We start from the raw sequence: 17,164 nt of genomic DNA, 5'->3' as shown, positions 1-17,164 counted from the left end.
GCTCCACGGGCCCGGGCCCGGGCGTGGGGTGCGCCCGACGTCAGGTCGGATGCTCGTCGCGGGCGCCGCTTCAGTCGACCACGAGGGTCAGCACGGTGACGGACCCGCCCTCGCGCGTGGGCGTGGTCGGTCCGACCTCGACGTCGACCACCTGCTGACGCGCGCCGGTGGCGTCGTGGGCCACCATCGTGGGAGCCGTCGAGCGGATGGCACTGACGCACCCCTCCACCTTCACCGTCGGGGGCAGGGAGTCCGGTGAGGCGTCGAGCAGGCCCGCGCACACCATTCCACGCCAGTGCTTGGCCTGGTGGGAGACGACACCGCGTCGGCCGTCCCTGCTGCGCACGACGTCGATGCGGAGCACGTCGGCCCATCCGCCGGTGCAGGCCGAGCGGTAGGGGCCAGAACGCAGGTCCACCACCGTCGCCCCACGGGTGCGGTCCTCGAGGGCATCGTGCAGACGTGGCCTCCAGAAACCCGCCAGGGCACCCGTCCCGGGCAGTCGGGCGCCCATCGGGAGCCGGTGGTCGGGGATCGGTCCTCGGGTCGCAGGGCTCCGAACAGGCCCGAGAAGATCCACACCTCCGGCCCCCGTGGACCGCGCCGGCAGCGACCCAGCCCGGCGGCCTCGAAGAGGACTCCCGAGAACACCTCCCGTGCGGGGGCGCAGGGGGCGTCGCCGAGGTGCGCGTTGGTCTCGAGGTCCCCGCGCGAACGTGGCCCCAGGTGCAGGACCTCCGCGCCGGACGGGGAGGCGGAGACCGCGACGAGGGTCCGGGCGACCTCCTCGCGTGCCTCGGTCAGTGCGGGAAGGGACAGTGCCGCGAGGTCGAGGGCGGGGCCGTGGGCAGGCGCGGTCTTGCCCTCGGAGGGCGGGAGCCAGATCATCACCTGAGCAGGGTAGGCCCCTGCGCGGGCATCCCGGCCGACCGGCACGCACGGTGTGCGCCGCTCCGCCGGCACGCACGGGCTGCCCCGGTCCGCCGGCATGCACGGGGTGCCGGGGCGGGGTGGCGGGTGGACTACCATGGGGGACGCGGATGAGTCGGTCGGGCGGCCGCGGGGGACCTCCGGGTCCCGCGAGGAACGTCCGGGCTCCATCGGGCAGGGTGGTGGCCAACAGCCACCCGGGGTGACCCGCGGGACAGTGCCACAGAGAACAGACCGCCACGGACCCAGGTCCGGGGCAAGGGTGAAACGGTGGGGCAAGAGCCCACCAGCGATGCGGGTGACCGCATCGGCTCGGCAAACCCCACCCGGAGCAAGACCGAGCAGCAGGCGACACGGACGGCCCGTCCAATGTCTGCGGGTAGGTCGCTGGAGGCCTGCGGCAACGCAGGTCCTAGATGGATGGTCGCCCCCGTGCACCCGGTGACGGGGCACGGGACAGAACCCGGCGTACAGACCGACTCATCCGCACCCCTCCTGCGGTCCGGGCCCCACGCGACACCTCGGTGCCACGTGGGCCCGGACCGACCCACCGTGCCGGACTAGCGCCGGGACCGTGCCGATCGGCGCAGTGCCGCACCTGCACCGGCCAGCGCGAGTGCCGTGACCAGGAAGGCGCCGCCCAGCGTCGCGCCGCTCACGGGGAGACCGCCCTCGGGCGCGGAGGCCGAAGCGCTGTTCCCGTCGGCCGCGTCGTCGCCTGCAGCGCTGCCGCCGTTTCCGTCGTCACCGGTCGTGTCGTCACCGGATGCGCCGTCGGACGTCCCGTCGTCATCCGTCCCGTCCTCGCCGGTCCCGGGGTCCTTGTCGTCCCCGTCGTCGGTCCCGGGGGTGTCCTGTCCGTCCGCCGTGAGCGTCACGTAGGGGACGACGACGGCTCCACTTGTCCAGTCCATGGCCTCCGCCTGGGAGACGTCCCCGGAGATGATGTCGAGGGCGTTGGAGTCGCGTGTGTCCGTGTCCCGCGACTCCTCGTCATCGGTGTACTCACCGGCGCCGCCTCCCACGCGGTAGGGACCGACGAAGGAGGGGCACCCCTCGCCGGCTGCGCACTCCGCGCTGTAGACGGGGCGCACATTGCCCACGCCCTCCCCGTCCTCGGCGTCGGAGTACATCGAGACCTGGTAGCCGGCCGTGCCCAGGTCGACACCCTCCAGCAGGCTGGCGGGGACGGACGCGATGATCACCCCTGAGGGGTCGACGTCGAGGGCGACGTCACCGACCCGCTCCAGGTCGGCGCCGTAGACACCGCCACCGAAGCGGGCACCGGCGTAGCGACCGTCGGCGACGACGGCGTGCGTCCAGGCGCCTTGGGCAGAGGTGTTGGTCCCGGGGAGGAGTTCCGTCGTCGTGGTGGACCCACCGTCGCGCACGTAGATGTTGAGGCGTTGGGTGCTCATGCCGTTGCCTCCCCAGGGATTGGTGATCGGACCGTGCGTGGTGGTCACGAAGCGGACCGCGTCACCGTCGTCGTACACGGACATCCCCGTGAGGTCGAAGCTGCCGGGGGTGAAGGCGGAGTCGGTGGGGTAGGTGTAGCTGCCGGGCCCGTTGTCGTCCCCGGCAGGGTCGGTCATCGAACCGATCTGGGTGCCCAGGGCGGTCACGGTGTGGCGCAGGACCGTCTGGACGCCGTTGTCGGCGGTGGCGGTGACGGTGATGCGGTTGCTGATCGCCGGCAGGTCGATCTCGGTGGAGAAGGTGCCTGCGGTGACCGGGACCTCGGTGCGCGTGCCGTTCACGGTGACCGCCACGGACGGGGCGTCCGTGGTGCCGCTGAGGGTGATGTGCCGCGAAGGGGCGGTCGAACCGTCCTCGATTCCCTCCACGGTCAACCGGGGTGCGGCCCCGGTCGGTTGGTCGTCGCTGGTGGCGTTCCAGCTCTCCCAGGTGTCGGCATCGAAGTCGAGGCGCCCGAGCTCGTCGGAGGCCCAGTTGTCGCCGGCCTTGAGGACCGGGATCCCCCCGACCGTGTAGTCGTGCAGCGAGAGCCCCTGGCCGTCGGAGACCTCGTTGCCGATGGTGACCTGGTTGCCGTCGCGGTCGTGGTACCGCTTGAGCAGGCTCACCTGGGAGGTCGCGTCCAGCCCGTTCCACCCGTCCACGGAGAACCCGTCGATCTCGACGTCCTCGGTGTTCGACAGGGCGAACACACGCAGTGCGCAGTTCACCGTGCCCTCGACGCGGGTGTCGGTGAAGCGCATGTCGCGCACGGTGGAGGTGGTGTCGGCGCGGTCGGTGGCACCCATGTCCTCCCAGTGGCTGGAGGAGTTGAAGACGCAGGTGTTGTACTTGACGTCCTTCCAGTACATGCGGTTGTGGATGACGTCGGTGGCATTGACGGTCACGTCGTGGACGTTGCGCGGTGTCCACCCCCACTGGACGACGGGACCGTTCTCGTTCTTCCAGATGACGGTGTCGTCAATGGTGACGTTCGAGTGGTAGAGCTTGAGCACGTCGTCATTGGCGTGGAAGAACGTGTTGCGCATCGTGGAGTCGGGGTAGAGCTCGATGCCGTCCGTCTGCCAGTACCAGCTGCCCACCTGCTTGTAGTTGCGCACGTCCATCGTGAAGTGCGTGACGTCGACCTCAGTGCCGTCCTCGTGGGCGTAGACCACGAAGGAGTGGTACGGGGGCTGGTTGATCGTCACACCGTGGAGGTCCAGGGTCTGGTCCGTGTTGGAGGACTCGAACTGCAGCATCTTCACGCAGGTGGAGTGGCAGTTGTCCTCGGTGGTGTGCTGGTAGCCGTTGGTGGTGTCGGGCTCGTAGACGTACTGCTCGCCCGAGAGGACGCCCAGGCCGGTGACCTTGAAGTCGCTCTGCGTCTCGTGGAGGAAGCGGAAGGCGCCCTTCACGTAGGCCCCCGGGGCGATGTACACCCACCTGACGTTCTCCGGGAGCCGGGCGTGGTAGGTGGAGCCCATGTAGTAGGTTCCGGGACGGAAGTAGACGATGTCCTCCGTGATCCCGTCGAGGTCCGTGACCGATCCCGGTTCGACGTAGTGGATGGACCCGTCCTCCTCGCTGGGCACGTCGGCGGCGGCATCTCCCGCACCGTCGATGGGGTTGGCGAAGACGAGCATGGAGTTCTGGGGCTCGGTGTGCACGGCGCGGTTGCCCTCGGCGACGGTGGTGAGCTCACCGCTGGCGCCGGACATGTCGTTGTAGGCGGTGTAGAGCTGGGGATCGAACTCCACCGAGAACCGGTACCCCTCCGGGTCGTAGGGGACCTTCACCCGGATGGTGGAGGAGTCGACCAGCTCCTTCTCGAAGCCCAGGTCGGTCGGACGGATGGTCACCTGGTCCGCGGAGGAGATCGTCTGCCCGGTCCTCAGGTGGACGTCGACCCAGACGTCCTCGGCGTACTCGAAACTCGACCAGCTCATCGTCAGGTCGGCCGCTGAGGAGAACTCGGCGCCGTCCTGCTCGTCGTAGCCGATCTTCCCCTCGCCGCTGCGGGGCACGCTCATGTACACGAAGGACGTGTGCGCGGCGTCCGGGTCGGAGGCGGTGGAGACCGACGCGTCGTAGAACTCCGAGCGGCGCACCTGGCCGTCCGCGATCGGAGCGGAGGTGGCCACCGAGTCGGCGTGGTCCCAGGTGTGCAGCGTGGGCGTGTCGGCGGGTCCGGTGGGCGTCGTCCGGACGGAACCCGGAGTGGTCGGGGACGGGACAGCCAGCGCGGGCCCTCCGGCGGCGGCCACGAGGGTGGTCACCAGGAGGGCCGTGGCCGCGCAGAGCATGCCTCCGCGGGCCCGGGGAGTGCGGATCATGGTCGGGAGTGTCCTCTCAAGACGTCGTCGTCTGGTGGTGCAGCGCGAGCTGTCACCTTCGGTCCCGTTTTTTCTATCGCGAAATTACATGCTGAGTCAAACGGTTCTCATGCTGCTGAGAGGCGCAGATGGTTATTTGTGCGACGGAATCATCACGGGGGCGCAGGGCGACCACCCGAGGGGGCATCCCTCAGCTGACGTCGACGTAGACGGGGAAGCTGAAGCGCTGGTACGGGTCCCCGTTGATCTCCACCACCGGGCGCGTGGGGAGGTCCCACCTGGGCACGGAGAAGGCGAAGGTGCGTGTGGTGGGCACCCAGTCATCGAACCCGAACTCGAAGCAGTCGCCCTCGTACCAGCGCCCCGACTCCCCCTGGAGGCGCAGGACCGGCTCCTGTGCGTAGTCGTCCTCCCCGTAGCCCTCGGGCGCGACGTGCACCTTGACGGTGCGCCAGACCTCGTCGGGGTAGAAGTCGTCCCTGTAGTAGGAGGGGACGGTGGAGTCGTCGGTGGAGAGGGTGGAGAGGGTGAAGACCTGGGACCTGCCCTCGTAGCGGTCCTGGAACCGCACACTGACCTCACGGCCGGGGGCCGGGGCGAGCGGGGAGTAGCCTGCGCCTTCGGGCAGGTCGGACTGGGAGATGAGCTCAGGGGCGGGCACCCCGGACAGGGGGCTGCCCCGCAGTGCCGAGACCGAGGGGGCTGGTGTCGGGTCGACGGTGCGCACGGCCGGGGCGGCGCTCGAACCCGCGCCGCGGCTCCCGGTCGAGCCGTTGTTGCCGACGATCCCGGCGCACCCCTTGGCGACGGCGAGGAGGACGACGACTCCCACGACCATCCACACCCAGAAGGCAGGGGTGGCGATGCGCGGAGGAACGGAACGGGACGGGCCCGCGGTACGGGGCTTCCTCGTGCGGGTGGTCCTGCTGCGGCGCTTCCCCGCACCGGCACGCTTCCCCTCGGCGGCGTTCCCGCCGGCACCCGGTGCGTAGGGCGAGGGGGGACCGTCCCCCGCAGTGGGGGTGCTCGACGGGGGCGGACGGGAGGCGGCCAGTGCACCCGCGGCGTCACCCCGGGCAGGGGTGACGCCGTCGGACCGGGCCCCGCCGGTCCAGTCGGGGTCGTCCTCGGGGGCGCCGGGGGCGAACTGGTCGCTCACTCGGCCTTGCGCGACGCCTGGTAGGCAGCTCCGACGATGCCGGCCGTGTTGAACAGCTCGGCGGGCACCATGCGCGTGCGCAGGTGGAGCAGCGGCATGAACTTCGCGTGGTTCTTGGACACGCCACCTCCCACGACGAAGAGATCGGGGGAGAAGAGCATCTCGAGGTGGGAGTAGTAGCGCTGGAGGCGACCGGCCCACTCCTCCCAGGAGAGGCCCTGAAGGGTCTTCTGACCCGCCGAGGCCTGCTTCTCGGCGTCGTGGCCGTCGATCTCGAGGTGCCCGAGCTCGGTGTTGGGCACCAGGTTCCCGTCCACGATCATCGCCGAGCCGATGCCGGTGCCCAGGGTGGTGACGATGACCGTGCCGGGCACGCCCTTGGCGGCGCCGAAGGCCACCTCTGCCAGACCCGCGGCGTCCGCGTCGTTCAGCGGGGTGACGGGACGCCCGAGGTGGCGTTGCATGAGTTCGTTGACGTCGACGCCGACCCAGGACTGGTCGAGGTTCGCCATGAACGGCACGACGCCGTGGATGATGGGGGCGGGGAAGGCGATGCCGACGGGGGTGTCGGGGCCCACGCCCAGCTGCTCCAGGACCGACTTGCAGGTCTCCGCGACCGCGTCGGGGGTGGCGGGCTTCGGGGTCTCGATGCGGACACGGTCCCCGACGAAGTCGCCGGTGACCAGGTCGACCACCGCGCCCTTCACCCCTGATCCGCCGATGTCGATGCCGCAGGCGACTGACGCCATGGTTCCTCCCTGAATCGCAGCAGATTGATGGGACTCAGGGTAGCGCAGGTGCACCCGCGTCGTGTCCAGGTCAGGCACGCATGGAACGGTGTGACTTGCGGCTGCGTCGGTCAGGGCAGGGTGAGGATGTCGGCCCCGTCCTCGGTGACGACCAGGGTGTGCTCGAACTGGGCGGTGCGCGAGCGGTCGGCGGTCACGACGGTCCACCCGTCGTCCCACTGCTCCCACTCGACGGTGCCCAGCGTCAGCATGGGTTCGATCGTGAAGACCATGCCGACCTCCATGACGGTGTCGTGCAGGGGCGCGGAGTCGTAGTGGGGGACGATGAGGCCGGAGTGGAACGCCTCGCCCACACCGTGGCCGGTGTAGTCGCGAACGACCCCGTAGTCGAAACGCTTCGCGTAGGCCTCGATGACGCGGCCGATGACATTGATCTGGCGACCCGGTCGCACGGCGCGGATGCCTCGCATCATCGCCTCGCGGGTGCGCTCGACGAGCAGGTGGGACTCGGGGTCCACGGTGCCGACCTCGAAGGTCGCGTTCGTGTCGCCGTGGACGCCCTCCTTGTAGGCGGTGATGTCGACGTTGACGATGTCCCCGTCCTCCAGGACCGTGTCGTCCGGGATCCCGTGGCAGATCACCTCGTTGACCGAGGTGCACAGGGACTTCGCGTAGCCCATGTAGCCGAGGGTCGAGGGGTAGGCGTCGTGGGCGATCATGTACTCGTGCCCGATGCGGTCCAGTTCGTCCGTGGTCACGCCGGGGCGGACCGCCTCCCCGACGAGCTCCAGGGCGTCGGCCGCGATGCGCCCCGCACGCCGGATGCGCTCGACGGTGTCGGCGTCCTTGACGTCGGAGGCGGTGATCACCTCGGGCCCGTCGTGGAACATGTACTCGGGGCGTTCGATGTGTTCGGGAACCGTGCGGCGGGCGGAGACGTGACCCGCGGTGAGCTTGCCCAGGGGCGCGCGGCGGGCGAGTGTGGAGGCATGGATCATGGCGCCAACTCTAGTGCGGCGGCGGTGGGGGCCCCGGGACGGGTGCTGTGAGAGTGGCGACGCAGCGCCTTCACGCCGGCAGGGTGTCGACCCCGTCGACCCCGGGGTCCCGCAGGAACAGTTGACGCGCGGCCGCGACGTCCGGTTTCCCGGCTGGAGTGAGGGGGATGCGCCGGACCCACTCGAGGGTGCGGGGCAGTTCCCACGGGGCCAGGACCTCCCCGAGGTGTGCCTCCAGGGCCGCGGGTGTCGGACGTGCGGAAGGGGTGGCGACGACGAGGGCGGCCACACGTTGTCCCCAGTACTCGTCAGGGAGGCCCACCACCAGTGCCCCGTGGACCCCCGGCACCCCGAGGAGGGCGTGCTCCACCCGGACCGGGGAGACGCTCTCCCCACCGGTGGAGATCATGCGGGAGCCGCGTCCCAGGACGTGGAGGTGTCCCCGGGTGTCCCGCTGTGCCAGGTCACCCGTGCGCAGCCACTCCCCGTCCCGGGCGGCAGCGGTCTCCAGCGGACGGCGGAAGTACCCGCGGGTGACCCCGGGTCCACGGACCTCGATCTCGCCGGGGTGCCCGGCCTCGCGGACCTCGGTGCCGCCCTCGTCCACGAGGCGCAGCCCGACGTGGTCGAAGGGCAGACCGATGGAGGAGGAGGGGACGTCGGGCGTGTCGGGGTGGAGGAAGGCCCCCGCTCCCGCCGTCTCCGTCATACCCCACACGTGCAGGGGAGGCAACCCGACTGCGCGCATGGATCGCGCCAGGGGCTCGTCCAGGGAATCCCCTCCCACCAGCGGCAGCCGCCAGGAGGACAGGTCCGCGTGGCGCCGGGACTGCGCCCGCAGCAGCGCCCGGCACATGGTGGGCACCACGAACATGGTGGTCACCCGGAAGCGCTCCACGCAGTCCAGGACGTGGCCGGGGTCGAAGGGGTCCCCCGTGACGACGACGGTACCGCCGTGGGAGAACATGTCCAGGGCCGTGCCGTTGAGCCCCCCGATGTGGGACAGGGGAGCGCACACACCCACCACGTCCGTCGCGGGGGAGTACTCGAAACCCTCCCGGAAGCACAGGGACCCCCACCACAGGTTCGCGTGGGTGAGTTCCACGGCCTTCGGCCTGCCGGAGGAACCGGAGGTGTGGACCAGGGTGGCCAGCTCTCCGGAGCACGCGGGCGGGGTGCCGACGACCGGTGGCGCGGCGGCGACCTCCTCGGCGAGGGCGTCGAGGCCCAGGGTCTCCCACGCGGTCCCCGGGGCCGGTGCGGGCGCGTCGGGCACCCCGTGACCCCGCAGGACCAGGAGCGGGTCGCAGTCCCCCAGCAGATCGGCCAGGTCGGCCGTGGGGCGACGTGGGGACAGGGGGACCGTGGCCGCGTGGAGCCAGGCGCAGGCCGTGTGCACCAGGAAGTGCCACGGGGAGTTCGCGGCGACCAGGGCGACCCGGGTGCCGTCCGAGACCCCGTGCCGGCGCAGCACGGTGACGAGACGGCGGACCGTGTCGGCGCTGCCCTCGACGTCGAGCAGGTGCGCCGTGGGCACGTGGGGTGTCGACCCGCCCTCGTCCGTGGACGGCCCGGGTCCGCCCCCGCCGAACCACACCAGCGAGGTGCGCCCGGGGTGCCGGGCGGCGGCCCGCACGAGGGCAGTGGCGGGGGAGAGGTCGGTGGGGGCACCCACCGGCGCGCTCCCCCTCATCGCAGGGAGGCGCCCGCGTGGCGCGCGTGCAGGCGCTCCAGGACGGAGCCCGCCTCCTGGCGTGTCGAGCCCGCGGAGTCCAGGTGGGCGAGGTTCTCGGGGATCCCGAAGCCGCGGGCCCGCATGCCCTTGGCCCACAGGGCGCCCGAGCGGTAGGAGGAGCGGACCAGGGGCCCGGCCATGACCCCGGCGAAGCCGATCCGTTCCGCCTCCGCGCTCAGCTCCACGAACTCCTCGGGATGCACCCAGCGCTCCACAGGGTGGTGCAGGGGGGAGGGGCGCAGGTACTGGGTGAGGGTGAGCAGGTCGCAGCCCGCCTCGTGGAGGTCCCCCATCGTGGCGACGACCTCCTCGGTGGTCTCGCCCATGCCGAGGATGAGGTTCGACTTCGTGATGGTCCCCGCGTCGTGCGCACGACGCAGGAAGGCCAGGGAGCGCTCGTAGCGGAAGGCGGGGCGGATCGTCGACATGAGGCGGGGCACCGTCTCGATGTTGTGGGCCAGGACCTCCGGGCGCGAGGCGATGACCGCGTCGACGGCAGCGGTGTCGCCGCGGAAGTCGTCGGTGAGCAGCTCGACGCCCGTGGTGGGGGAGTCCTCGTGGATGAGGCGGCAGGTCTCGGCGTAGAGCCAGGAGGCACCGTCGGGCAGGTCGTCGCGGGCGACGCCCGTGACGGTGACGTAGCGCAGGCCGAGCTCACGCACGGATTCCGCCACGCGTCGCGGCTCGCCCCGGTCGTAACCCTCGGGGCGTCCCGTCGCGATGTCACAGAAGTCGCAGCGGCGCGTGCACAGGGCGCCCCCCAGGAGGAAGGAGGCCTCGCGGTCCTCCCAGCACTCGTAGATGTTCGGGCACCCCGCCTCCGCGCACACCGTGTGCAGGCCCCTGTCACGGGAGAGGCGGCGCATGTCCTCGTAGTTTTCCGAGGTCCGTGCGGTGGTGCGGATCCACTCGGGCTTGGAGGAGACGGGGGTGCGGGAGTTGCGCTCCTCGACACGCAGCAGACGGCGGCCCTCGGGCTTGGGCAGGGTGCTCATGCGGTGCCTCCTCAGGCGGCGTGGACGGTGGTGGGCGCTGCTGCCAGCTCCGGTGCGATGGACTCCAGGAGGTGGGGGAGCAAGCGGTCGGCCGCGTCGCGGACCGTGGTGTCGACACCCTCCAGTGCGAGGGTCGTGACATCGGCGTCGGCCAGCCCGCAGGGGATGATCCCGGTGAAGGCACTGTCCAGGTCGGGGGCGACGTTGAGTGCCAGGCCGTGCAGCGTCGCGCCTCCCGCCACCTTGAGGCCGATTGCGCAGATCTTGCGGTCGCGACGTCCGGGCTCCACGAGCCAGACCCCGGCGCGGCCCTCGATCCGACGCACCGGCAGGTCCCACTCCTCCCGCAGCGCGTGCAGGACCCCGGCCTCGACGGAGCGGATCCAGGCGAGGACGTCGACCGGCTCGTGCAGGCGCACGACGGGGTAGACGACCAGCTGGCCCGGCCCGTGCCAAGTGACGGACCCGGCTCGGTCGACGTGGATGACGGGCAGGGTCGCGTCGGGGACGTCCTCGGGGTGGGTGTGGCGCCCGGCGGTGTAGGTGGGCGTGAACTCCGCGAGGATCAGTGCGTCCTCCCCGCCCTCGCGCACCTCGCGGTGCAGGTCCCTCTGGAGCCTGTCGGCGTCGAGGTAGTCGGTCTGGCCGTGGGGGAGGAGGTCGACGATGCGCACGGGCCCATGCTAGGCCCCCCTGTCAGTGCTCGTGGTAGTGGCCGCGGGCCGGGAAGGAACCCTCCGTGACGGCGTGCACGTACTCCCCGGCCGCGTCGCGCAGCGCCTCGCCGAGTTCCGCGAAACGGCGCACGAAGGAGGGCGTCCACGTCCCCATGCCGGCCATGTCCGACCACACGAGGACCTGGCCGTCGGTGTCCGGGCCCGCGCCGATGCCGATCGTGGGGACACGCACGGCGGTGGTGACCTCCCCGGCGAGGTCCGCCGGGACCATCTCCAGCACCAGGGCAACGGCCCCGGCCTCCTCCAGCGCAGCGGCGTCGGCGAGCATCGTCCCGTGTTGGTCACCGCGTCCACGCATGCGGGGGCCCCCGATCATGTGCTCGGACTGGGGGGTGTAGCCGAGGTGGCCGACCACCGGGATCCCGCCCTCGGACAGCAGGCGGACCGCTGCGGCCCGCGGGGCGCCTCCCTCGAGCTTGACGGCGTGGGCGCCGGCGCGCATGAGGCGCGCGGCGGATTCGAAGGCCTGCTGGGGGGAGGCCTCGTAGGTCCCGAAGGGCAGGTCGGCGACTACCAGGGCGCGCGAGGTCGAGCGCGCCACGGCCGCAGTCGCGCGTTCCATGTCCTCCAGGGTGACGGGCAGTGTCGAGGAGTGCCCGAGCACCACATTGCCCAGGGAGTCCCCGACCAGGAGCATGTCCACCCCTGCGGACTCCAGGATGGGGGCGACGAGTGCGTCGTAGGCGGTGAGCATAGTGAGGCGGCGGGACCCGGCCTTGGCGCGGGCGAGGTCCTGGACACGGACCCTCCGCGGAGGTCGGGTCGTGTCCGCGGTGTGCGGGTCGGGTCCGGTGCCCCGTCCTGCGTCGGGCGTCAGGTATCCGCTGGTGGTCGCGCTCATCGCAGTTCCTCCTGTGGTCGCGTGCCCCACAAGGCTAGTCCCCGCGGCGGGACGGGGCGTGCCCCGTGGCCCCGGTGGGAAGTGCCCCGGTGGGGTCGGTCCGGAGGGGCGGGGCACGGGTCTGGACGGGGGCGTTGGCCGGGGCGTGGGCCGGGGCGTGGGCGTCCGGGCGGGGGGCACGCCGCGCGCACTATCATGGGGGGCCGTGCGCCCCCTGCGCACCCACGACCCACCCCCGACCGAGGAAGCAGGACATGGCTGCAGACGCCCCTGACCTCAATCCCCTCGACACCAGTGCCGTGGAGGCACTGGTCGACCAGGCACTGGCCGGCTTCGAGGCCGCCTCCACCCTGGAGGAGCTGCGCGAGGTCCGGCAGTCCGTCCTGGGCGACGCGGCGCCCCTCGTGGCCGCCAACCGGACCATCGGGTCGTTGGACCCCTCGGACCGGGGAGCTGCCGGCCGCAACCTCGGTGGCGCCCGCCAGCGCATCCAGGCTGCCCTGGCCGCGCGTGAGGAGGTCCTCGCGGCCGCCCACGAGGCCCAGGTCCTCGTCGAGGAGGCCCTCGACGTCACCGTGCCGACCCGCCGTGCTCCCGCAGGCGCCCGCCACCCGCTNTGCCGTGGAGGCACTGGTCGACCAGGCACTGGCCGGCTTCGAGGCCGCCTCCACCCTGGAGGAGCTGCGCGAGGTCCGGCAGTCCGTCCTGGGCGACGCGGCGCCCCTCGTGGCCGCCAACCGGACCATCGGGTCGTTGGACCCCTCGGACCGGGGAGCTGCCGGCCGCAACCTCGGTGGCGCCCGCCAGCGCATCCAGGCTGCCCTGGCCGCGCGTGAGGAGGTCCTCGCGGCCGCCCACGAGGCCCAGGTCCTCGTCGAGGAGGCCCTCGACGTCACCGTGCCGACCCGCCGTGCTCCCGCAGGCGCCCGCCACCCGCTCGAGACCCTCATGGAGGAGGTCGGTGACTTCTTCGTCGCCATGGGCTGGGAGATCGCCGAGGGGCCCGAGATCGAGCACGAGTGGTTCAACTTCGACTCCCTGAACTTCGACATCGACCACCCGGCCCGCCAGATGCAGGACACGATCTACGTCGACGGCCGCTCCGTCGGGGGTCAGTCCGAGGCCGAGGGACACCTGGTCATGCGCACCCACACCTCCCCGGTGCAGTCCCGCGCGATGCTCTCCCGTGGCGTCCCCCTCTACGTGGCCTGCCCCGGCAAGGTCGTGCGCTCGGATGCCCTGGACGCCACCCACACCCCGGTCTTCCACCAGGTCGAGGGACTCGCGGTGGACCGCCACCTGACGATGGCCCACCTCAAGGGCACCCTCGACCACTTCGCCCGCGCCATGTTCGGACCCGAGGCACGCACACGCCTGCGGCCCTCGTTCTTCCCCTTCACGGAGCCCAGTGCCGAGATGGACCTGTGGTTCCCCCAGAAGAAGGGCGGTGCCGGCTGGATCGAATGGGGCGGCTGCGGGATGGTCAACCCCAACGTGCTGCGCGCCAACGGCATCGACCCCGAGGAGTTCTCCGGGTTCGCCTTCGGCATGGGCATCGAGCGCACGCTCATGCTCCGCCACGGCATCGCCGACATGCACGACATCGTCGAGGGCGACGTCCGCTTCTCCCAGCAGTTCGGTCTCACCGGAAGGGGACACTGACATGCCCATGGTTCCGATCTCCTGGCTCTCCGACCACGTCGAGGTCGAGCCCGGCACCGATGCGGCCACGCTCGCGGCCGCCCTCGTGCGCGTCGGTCTTGAGGAAGAGGCGATCCACCCGGCCAGGGTCACCGGCCCGCTGGTGGTCGGTCGTGTCCTCACCCGTGTCGAGGAGCCCCAGCACAACGGCAAGGTCATCAACTACTGCCGCGTGGACGTCGGGGAGCACAACGACGCGCCCGGGACCGGCAAGGAGCCCTCCGACCTGCCCAGTCGCGGCATCGTGTGCGGTGCGCACAACTTCGACGAGGGCGACCTCGTGGTCGTCTCGCTGCCCGGCGCGGTCCTGCCCGGCCCCTTCCCGATCACCCCGCGCAAGACCTACGGCCACCTCTCGGACGGCATGATCTGCTCCGCCCGTGAGCTCGGCCTGGGGGAGGACCACAGCGGCATCATCGTGCTGCCCCGGATGTTCCCCGACCGTGAGATCCCGGCCCCCGGCAGCGACCTCATCCCCTTCCTCGGCCTGGGGGAGGAGGTCCTCGAGATCAACGTGACCCCGGACCGCGGGTACTGCTTCTCCATGCGCGGCATCGCGCGGGAGTACTCCCACTCGACCGGGGCCCGCTTCACGGACCACGGCCTCGCCTCCGACCTGCCCGAGCCGCTGCCGGCCCCGACCCCCGACGGCTTCCCCGTCGAGGTGGACGACGCCGCGCCCATCCGCGGGCACGAGGGCTGTGACAGGTTCGTCACGCGCATCGTGCGGGGCGTCGACCCCACCGCGCCCTCGCCGAAGTGGCTGGTGGACCGCCTGGAGATGGCGGGGATGCGCTCGATCTCCCTGGCCGTGGACGTCACCAACTACGTGATGCTCAACCTCGGGCAGCCCATGCACGCCTACGACCTGGCAGCCCTGCAGGCCCCGGTCGTGGTGCGCAGGGCCCACGAGGGCGAGACCCTCGTGACCCTGGACGAGATCGAACGCGCCCTCGACCCCGAGGACCTGCTCATCACCGACTCGCCCCAGGGGGACACCGGCTCGCGCATCATCGGCCTGGCCGGGGTCATGGGCGGGCGCTACTCCGAGGTGGAGGAGTCCACCTCCGACATCCTCCTTGAGGCCGCCCACTTCGACGCCGTGTCGATCGCCCGCACCGCGCGGCGTCACCGTCTCCCCTCCGAGGCGTCCAAGCGTTTCGAGCGCGGCACGGATCCGCAGTTGCCCGCCGTGGCGGCCCAGCGCGCGGTCGACCTGCTCGTCGAGTACGGCGGTGGGACGGCCGACCCGGCGGTCTCCGACCTCGACCGCACGGCCCCTGCCACCCACGTGAGGATGCGGGTCACCGAACCGGCCCGTCTGACCGGGGTCGACTACGGGGAGGGCCGCGTGCGGGAGCTCCTCGAGCGCATCGGCTGCACCGTGGACCCCTCGGACTCCGGGGCCACGTGGGACGTGACGGTCCCCTCGTGGAGGCCGGACCTGCGCGAGCCCGCCGATCTCGTGGAGGAGGTCGCGCGTCTGGACGGCTACGACAACATCCCCGTCGAGATGCCCCCCGCGCCCGCGGGACGGGGGCTGACACCCGCCCAGCGGGCACGCCGGGCGGTGGCCGACACCCTGGCCCAGTCGGGTCTGGTGGAGGTCGAGTCCTACCCCTTCATCTCCGACACCTTCGACCGTCAGCGTCTCGCCGCCGGTGACCCGCGCCGCCGCGCCGTGCGGCTGCGCAACCCGTTGGCCGATGACGCCGCGGAACTCCGCACCTCGGTGCTGGACACTCTGCTGGACGTGGCCGGACGCAACGTCTCGCGCGGGGCGACCTCCCTGGGCGTCTTCGAGGTCTCGACCGTCGCGCGTCCGGCGGGCACCGTGCCCGCCCCGCTGCCCTCGGCCGAACACCGGCCCTCCGAGGAGGTTCTCGACTCGCTGCGTGCGGGTGTTCCCGCCCAGCCCTGGCACATCGGGGGCGTGCTCTGCGGGTCCGCGACGGTGCCCGGCGTCCTCTCCCCGGCGCGCCCCGTGGACTGGGCCGATGCCGTGGAGGCCGTGCGGCGTGCGGCGTCCGTGCTCGGGGTGCGCGTCGAGGTGACGCGCGCCTGGGACCCCGACCAGCCCGAGCACCGCGGTGCTCCCATGCCCACACCTGCCGCGGATCCCACGGAGGTGGCGCCCTGGCACCCCGGGCGGGTGGCGCGGGTGTTCGCCCGTCACGGCCGGAAGCTCGTGGACATCGCCTTGGCCGGTGAGTTGCATCCCGGGGTGGCCGCGGACTTCGGCCTGCCGGGACGGTCAGTGGCCTTCGAGGTGGACCTCGACGCCCTGGTGTCCGTCATGGACCCCGAGCCGATCCAGGTCAGGCCCGTGTCGACGTTCCCCCTGGCCAAGGAGGACATCGCCCTCGTGGTCGCCGAGGACATCCCCGCCGCACGCGTCGAGCAGGTCGTGCGACAGGCAGCGGGCGCGCTGGCCGAGGAGGTCACCCTCTTCGACGTCTACGAGGGGGACCAGGTGCCCGAGGGGCACCGTTCCCTGGCCTTCGCCCTGCGTCTGCGCGCCGTGGACCACACGTTGACCGCGGAGGAGTCGGCCCAGGTGCGGCACTCCGTGGTCAAGCGCGCCCACAAGCTCCTGGGGGCGGAATTGCGTTCCTGAGGGACTGAGGTCTCCGGTGGACGGTCGGGCCCGGGAGATGGAATGTGCACCGAGACTCATGAGGGACTTTCGATGCCCATCCGGGCCCGGCCGTCTGCCACACTGGAGGACATGAAGATCCTCGTCACCGCATCATCGAAGCACGGAACCACCACCGAGATCGCCGATGCCATCGCCGAGCGACTGCGGGGGGCCGGTTTCGAGGTCGTGCGCCAGGCACCCCAGGACGTCGTGAGCCTGGACGGCATCGACGCCGTCGTCATCGGTTCGGCGGTCTACATGACCCAGTGGATGGAGTCCGCCACCTCCTTCCTGGAGCGCTTCGAGACCCAGCTCAACCGCATCCCCGTGTGGGCGTACTCCGTCGGTCTCTCCGGCGTGCCCAAGCACACGCCCCAGGATCCCTCCCGCATCGGTCCGGTGCTGATGAAGGTGCACGTCGTCCACCACCGCACATTCCCCGGGCGCTACATCCCCTCCAAGCTGTCCCTGCGTGAGCGTTCCATCGCCCGACTCGCCGGAGCCGTGGAGGGTGATTTCCGCGACTGGGAGGCCGTCGACGAGTGGACCGACAGCATCATCAAGGAGCTCTCGAAGCCCTCCCGCTGACCCCATCCCCGCGAAGTCCGCTCTGTTCTGGGCTCGAAGTCCGCTCAGTTCGGGGCGTGAAGTCCGCTCTGTTCTTGGTACGAAGTCCGCTCTGTTCGGGGCTTGAAGTCCGCTCTCCCGGCCTCGGTCCCGCTGGGCCGCCCCCGTCGGAGCTGCAGGTGGGGACACCGACGGTCGAACTGAGCGGACCTCGAGGAAAAAGCTGAGCGGACTTCGAGGGGCAAACTGAGCGGACTTCGGCGGGGTGGGTGTCCACATCGGGGACACGTCCGATTGAGTATGCATGCCGCTGTATGATT

12 protein-coding genes, 1 other RNA gene and 1 pseudogene are annotated in these 17,164 nt (G+C 71.4%); 5 read left to right on the top strand and 9 right to left on the bottom strand.

All coding sequences use genetic code 11. The features are described 5' to 3' along the window. Positions 1-70 precede the first annotated feature (70 nt). On the bottom strand, positions 71-580 hold the full coding sequence (gene yaaA, locus BQ9890_RS14590; protein ID WP_268258633.1) for a peroxide stress protein YaaA: 510 nt from the start codon (positions 578-580) through the stop codon (positions 71-73). A gap of 461 nt (positions 581-1,041) precedes the next feature. Between yaaA and rnpB the strand changes: the two genes are divergently transcribed. Then, positions 1,042-1,417, top strand: an RNA gene (rnpB, locus tag BQ9890_RS00125) — RNase P RNA component class A. A gap of 73 nt (positions 1,418-1,490) precedes the next feature. Here rnpB and BQ9890_RS00120 read toward each other — a convergent pair. The 8 genes from BQ9890_RS00120 to panB form a co-directional block, all read right to left on the bottom strand. Then, positions 1,491-4,724, bottom strand: coding sequence for a glucodextranase DOMON-like domain-containing protein (locus BQ9890_RS00120; protein WP_075888418.1), 3,234 nt, complete (start codon positions 4,722-4,724; stop codon positions 1,491-1,493). Positions 4,725-4,914: 190 nt separating this feature from the next. Continuing rightward, positions 4,915-5,883: a hypothetical protein gene (locus tag BQ9890_RS00115; RefSeq protein ID WP_075888417.1), complete on the bottom strand. Its 969-nt coding sequence runs from the start codon at positions 5,881-5,883 to the stop codon at positions 4,915-4,917. Next, entirely contained in the window at positions 5,880-6,632 is a 753-nt protein-coding gene (gene ppgK / locus BQ9890_RS00110; protein WP_075888416.1) for a polyphosphate--glucose phosphotransferase, read from the bottom strand. The genes BQ9890_RS00115 and ppgK overlap by 4 nt, the downstream gene beginning before the upstream one ends. A gap of 110 nt (positions 6,633-6,742) precedes the next feature. After that, positions 6,743-7,630, bottom strand: a complete 888-nt coding sequence (gene map, locus BQ9890_RS00105; RefSeq protein ID WP_075888415.1) for a type I methionyl aminopeptidase — start codon at positions 7,628-7,630, stop codon at positions 6,743-6,745. A gap of 70 nt (positions 7,631-7,700) precedes the next feature. Beyond that, on the bottom strand, positions 7,701-9,305 hold the full coding sequence (locus BQ9890_RS00100) for a class I adenylate-forming enzyme family protein (RefSeq protein ID WP_230297738.1): 1,605 nt from the start codon (positions 9,303-9,305) through the stop codon (positions 7,701-7,703). Between the two features lie 14 nt (positions 9,306-9,319). Then, positions 9,320-10,360, bottom strand: a complete 1,041-nt coding sequence (gene lipA / locus BQ9890_RS00095; RefSeq protein ID WP_075888413.1) for a lipoyl synthase — start codon at positions 10,358-10,360, stop codon at positions 9,320-9,322. Positions 10,361-10,371: 11 nt separating this feature from the next. Beyond that, positions 10,372-11,034, bottom strand: a complete 663-nt coding sequence (gene lipB / locus BQ9890_RS00090) for a lipoyl(octanoyl) transferase LipB (RefSeq protein WP_075888412.1) — start codon at positions 11,032-11,034, stop codon at positions 10,372-10,374. Between the two features lie 22 nt (positions 11,035-11,056). Further along, positions 11,057-11,938 carry a 3-methyl-2-oxobutanoate hydroxymethyltransferase gene (gene panB, locus BQ9890_RS00085; RefSeq protein WP_078062110.1) on the bottom strand — a complete coding sequence of 294 codons (882 nt, stop codon included), beginning with the start codon at positions 11,936-11,938 and terminating at the stop codon, positions 11,057-11,059. Between the two features lie 254 nt (positions 11,939-12,192). Here panB and BQ9890_RS16740 point away from each other — a divergent pair. The 4 genes and pseudogenes from BQ9890_RS16740 to BQ9890_RS00065 form a co-directional block, all read left to right on the top strand. Next, positions 12,193-12,477 (top strand): annotated as a pseudogene (locus BQ9890_RS16740) (phenylalanine--tRNA ligase subunit alpha); the annotation flags it as partial. Positions 12,478-12,526: 49 nt separating this feature from the next. After that, complete coding sequence (gene pheS, locus BQ9890_RS00075) at positions 12,527-13,600, top strand: phenylalanine--tRNA ligase subunit alpha (RefSeq protein ID WP_075888410.1); 1,074 nt, start codon at positions 12,527-12,529, stop codon at positions 13,598-13,600. A 1-nt stretch (position 13,601) separates the two neighbouring features. Next, positions 13,602-16,256, top strand: coding sequence for a phenylalanine--tRNA ligase subunit beta (gene pheT, locus BQ9890_RS00070; protein WP_075888409.1), 2,655 nt, complete (start codon positions 13,602-13,604; stop codon positions 16,254-16,256). 111 nt (positions 16,257-16,367) lie between these two features. Continuing rightward, positions 16,368-16,865 carry a flavodoxin domain-containing protein gene (locus tag BQ9890_RS00065; protein WP_075892447.1) on the top strand — a complete coding sequence of 166 codons (498 nt, stop codon included), beginning with the start codon at positions 16,368-16,370 and terminating at the stop codon, positions 16,863-16,865. The last annotated feature ends 299 nt before the right edge of the window (positions 16,866-17,164 follow it).

The sequence above is a fragment of the Actinomyces provencensis genome, assembly GCF_900155435.1.
Taxonomy (GTDB): Bacteria; Actinomycetota; Actinomycetes; order Actinomycetales; family Actinomycetaceae; genus Pauljensenia; species Pauljensenia provencensis.
The sequence above is the reverse complement of the archived record's forward strand: the minus strand, read 5'-3'. Positions and strand labels throughout refer to the sequence as shown.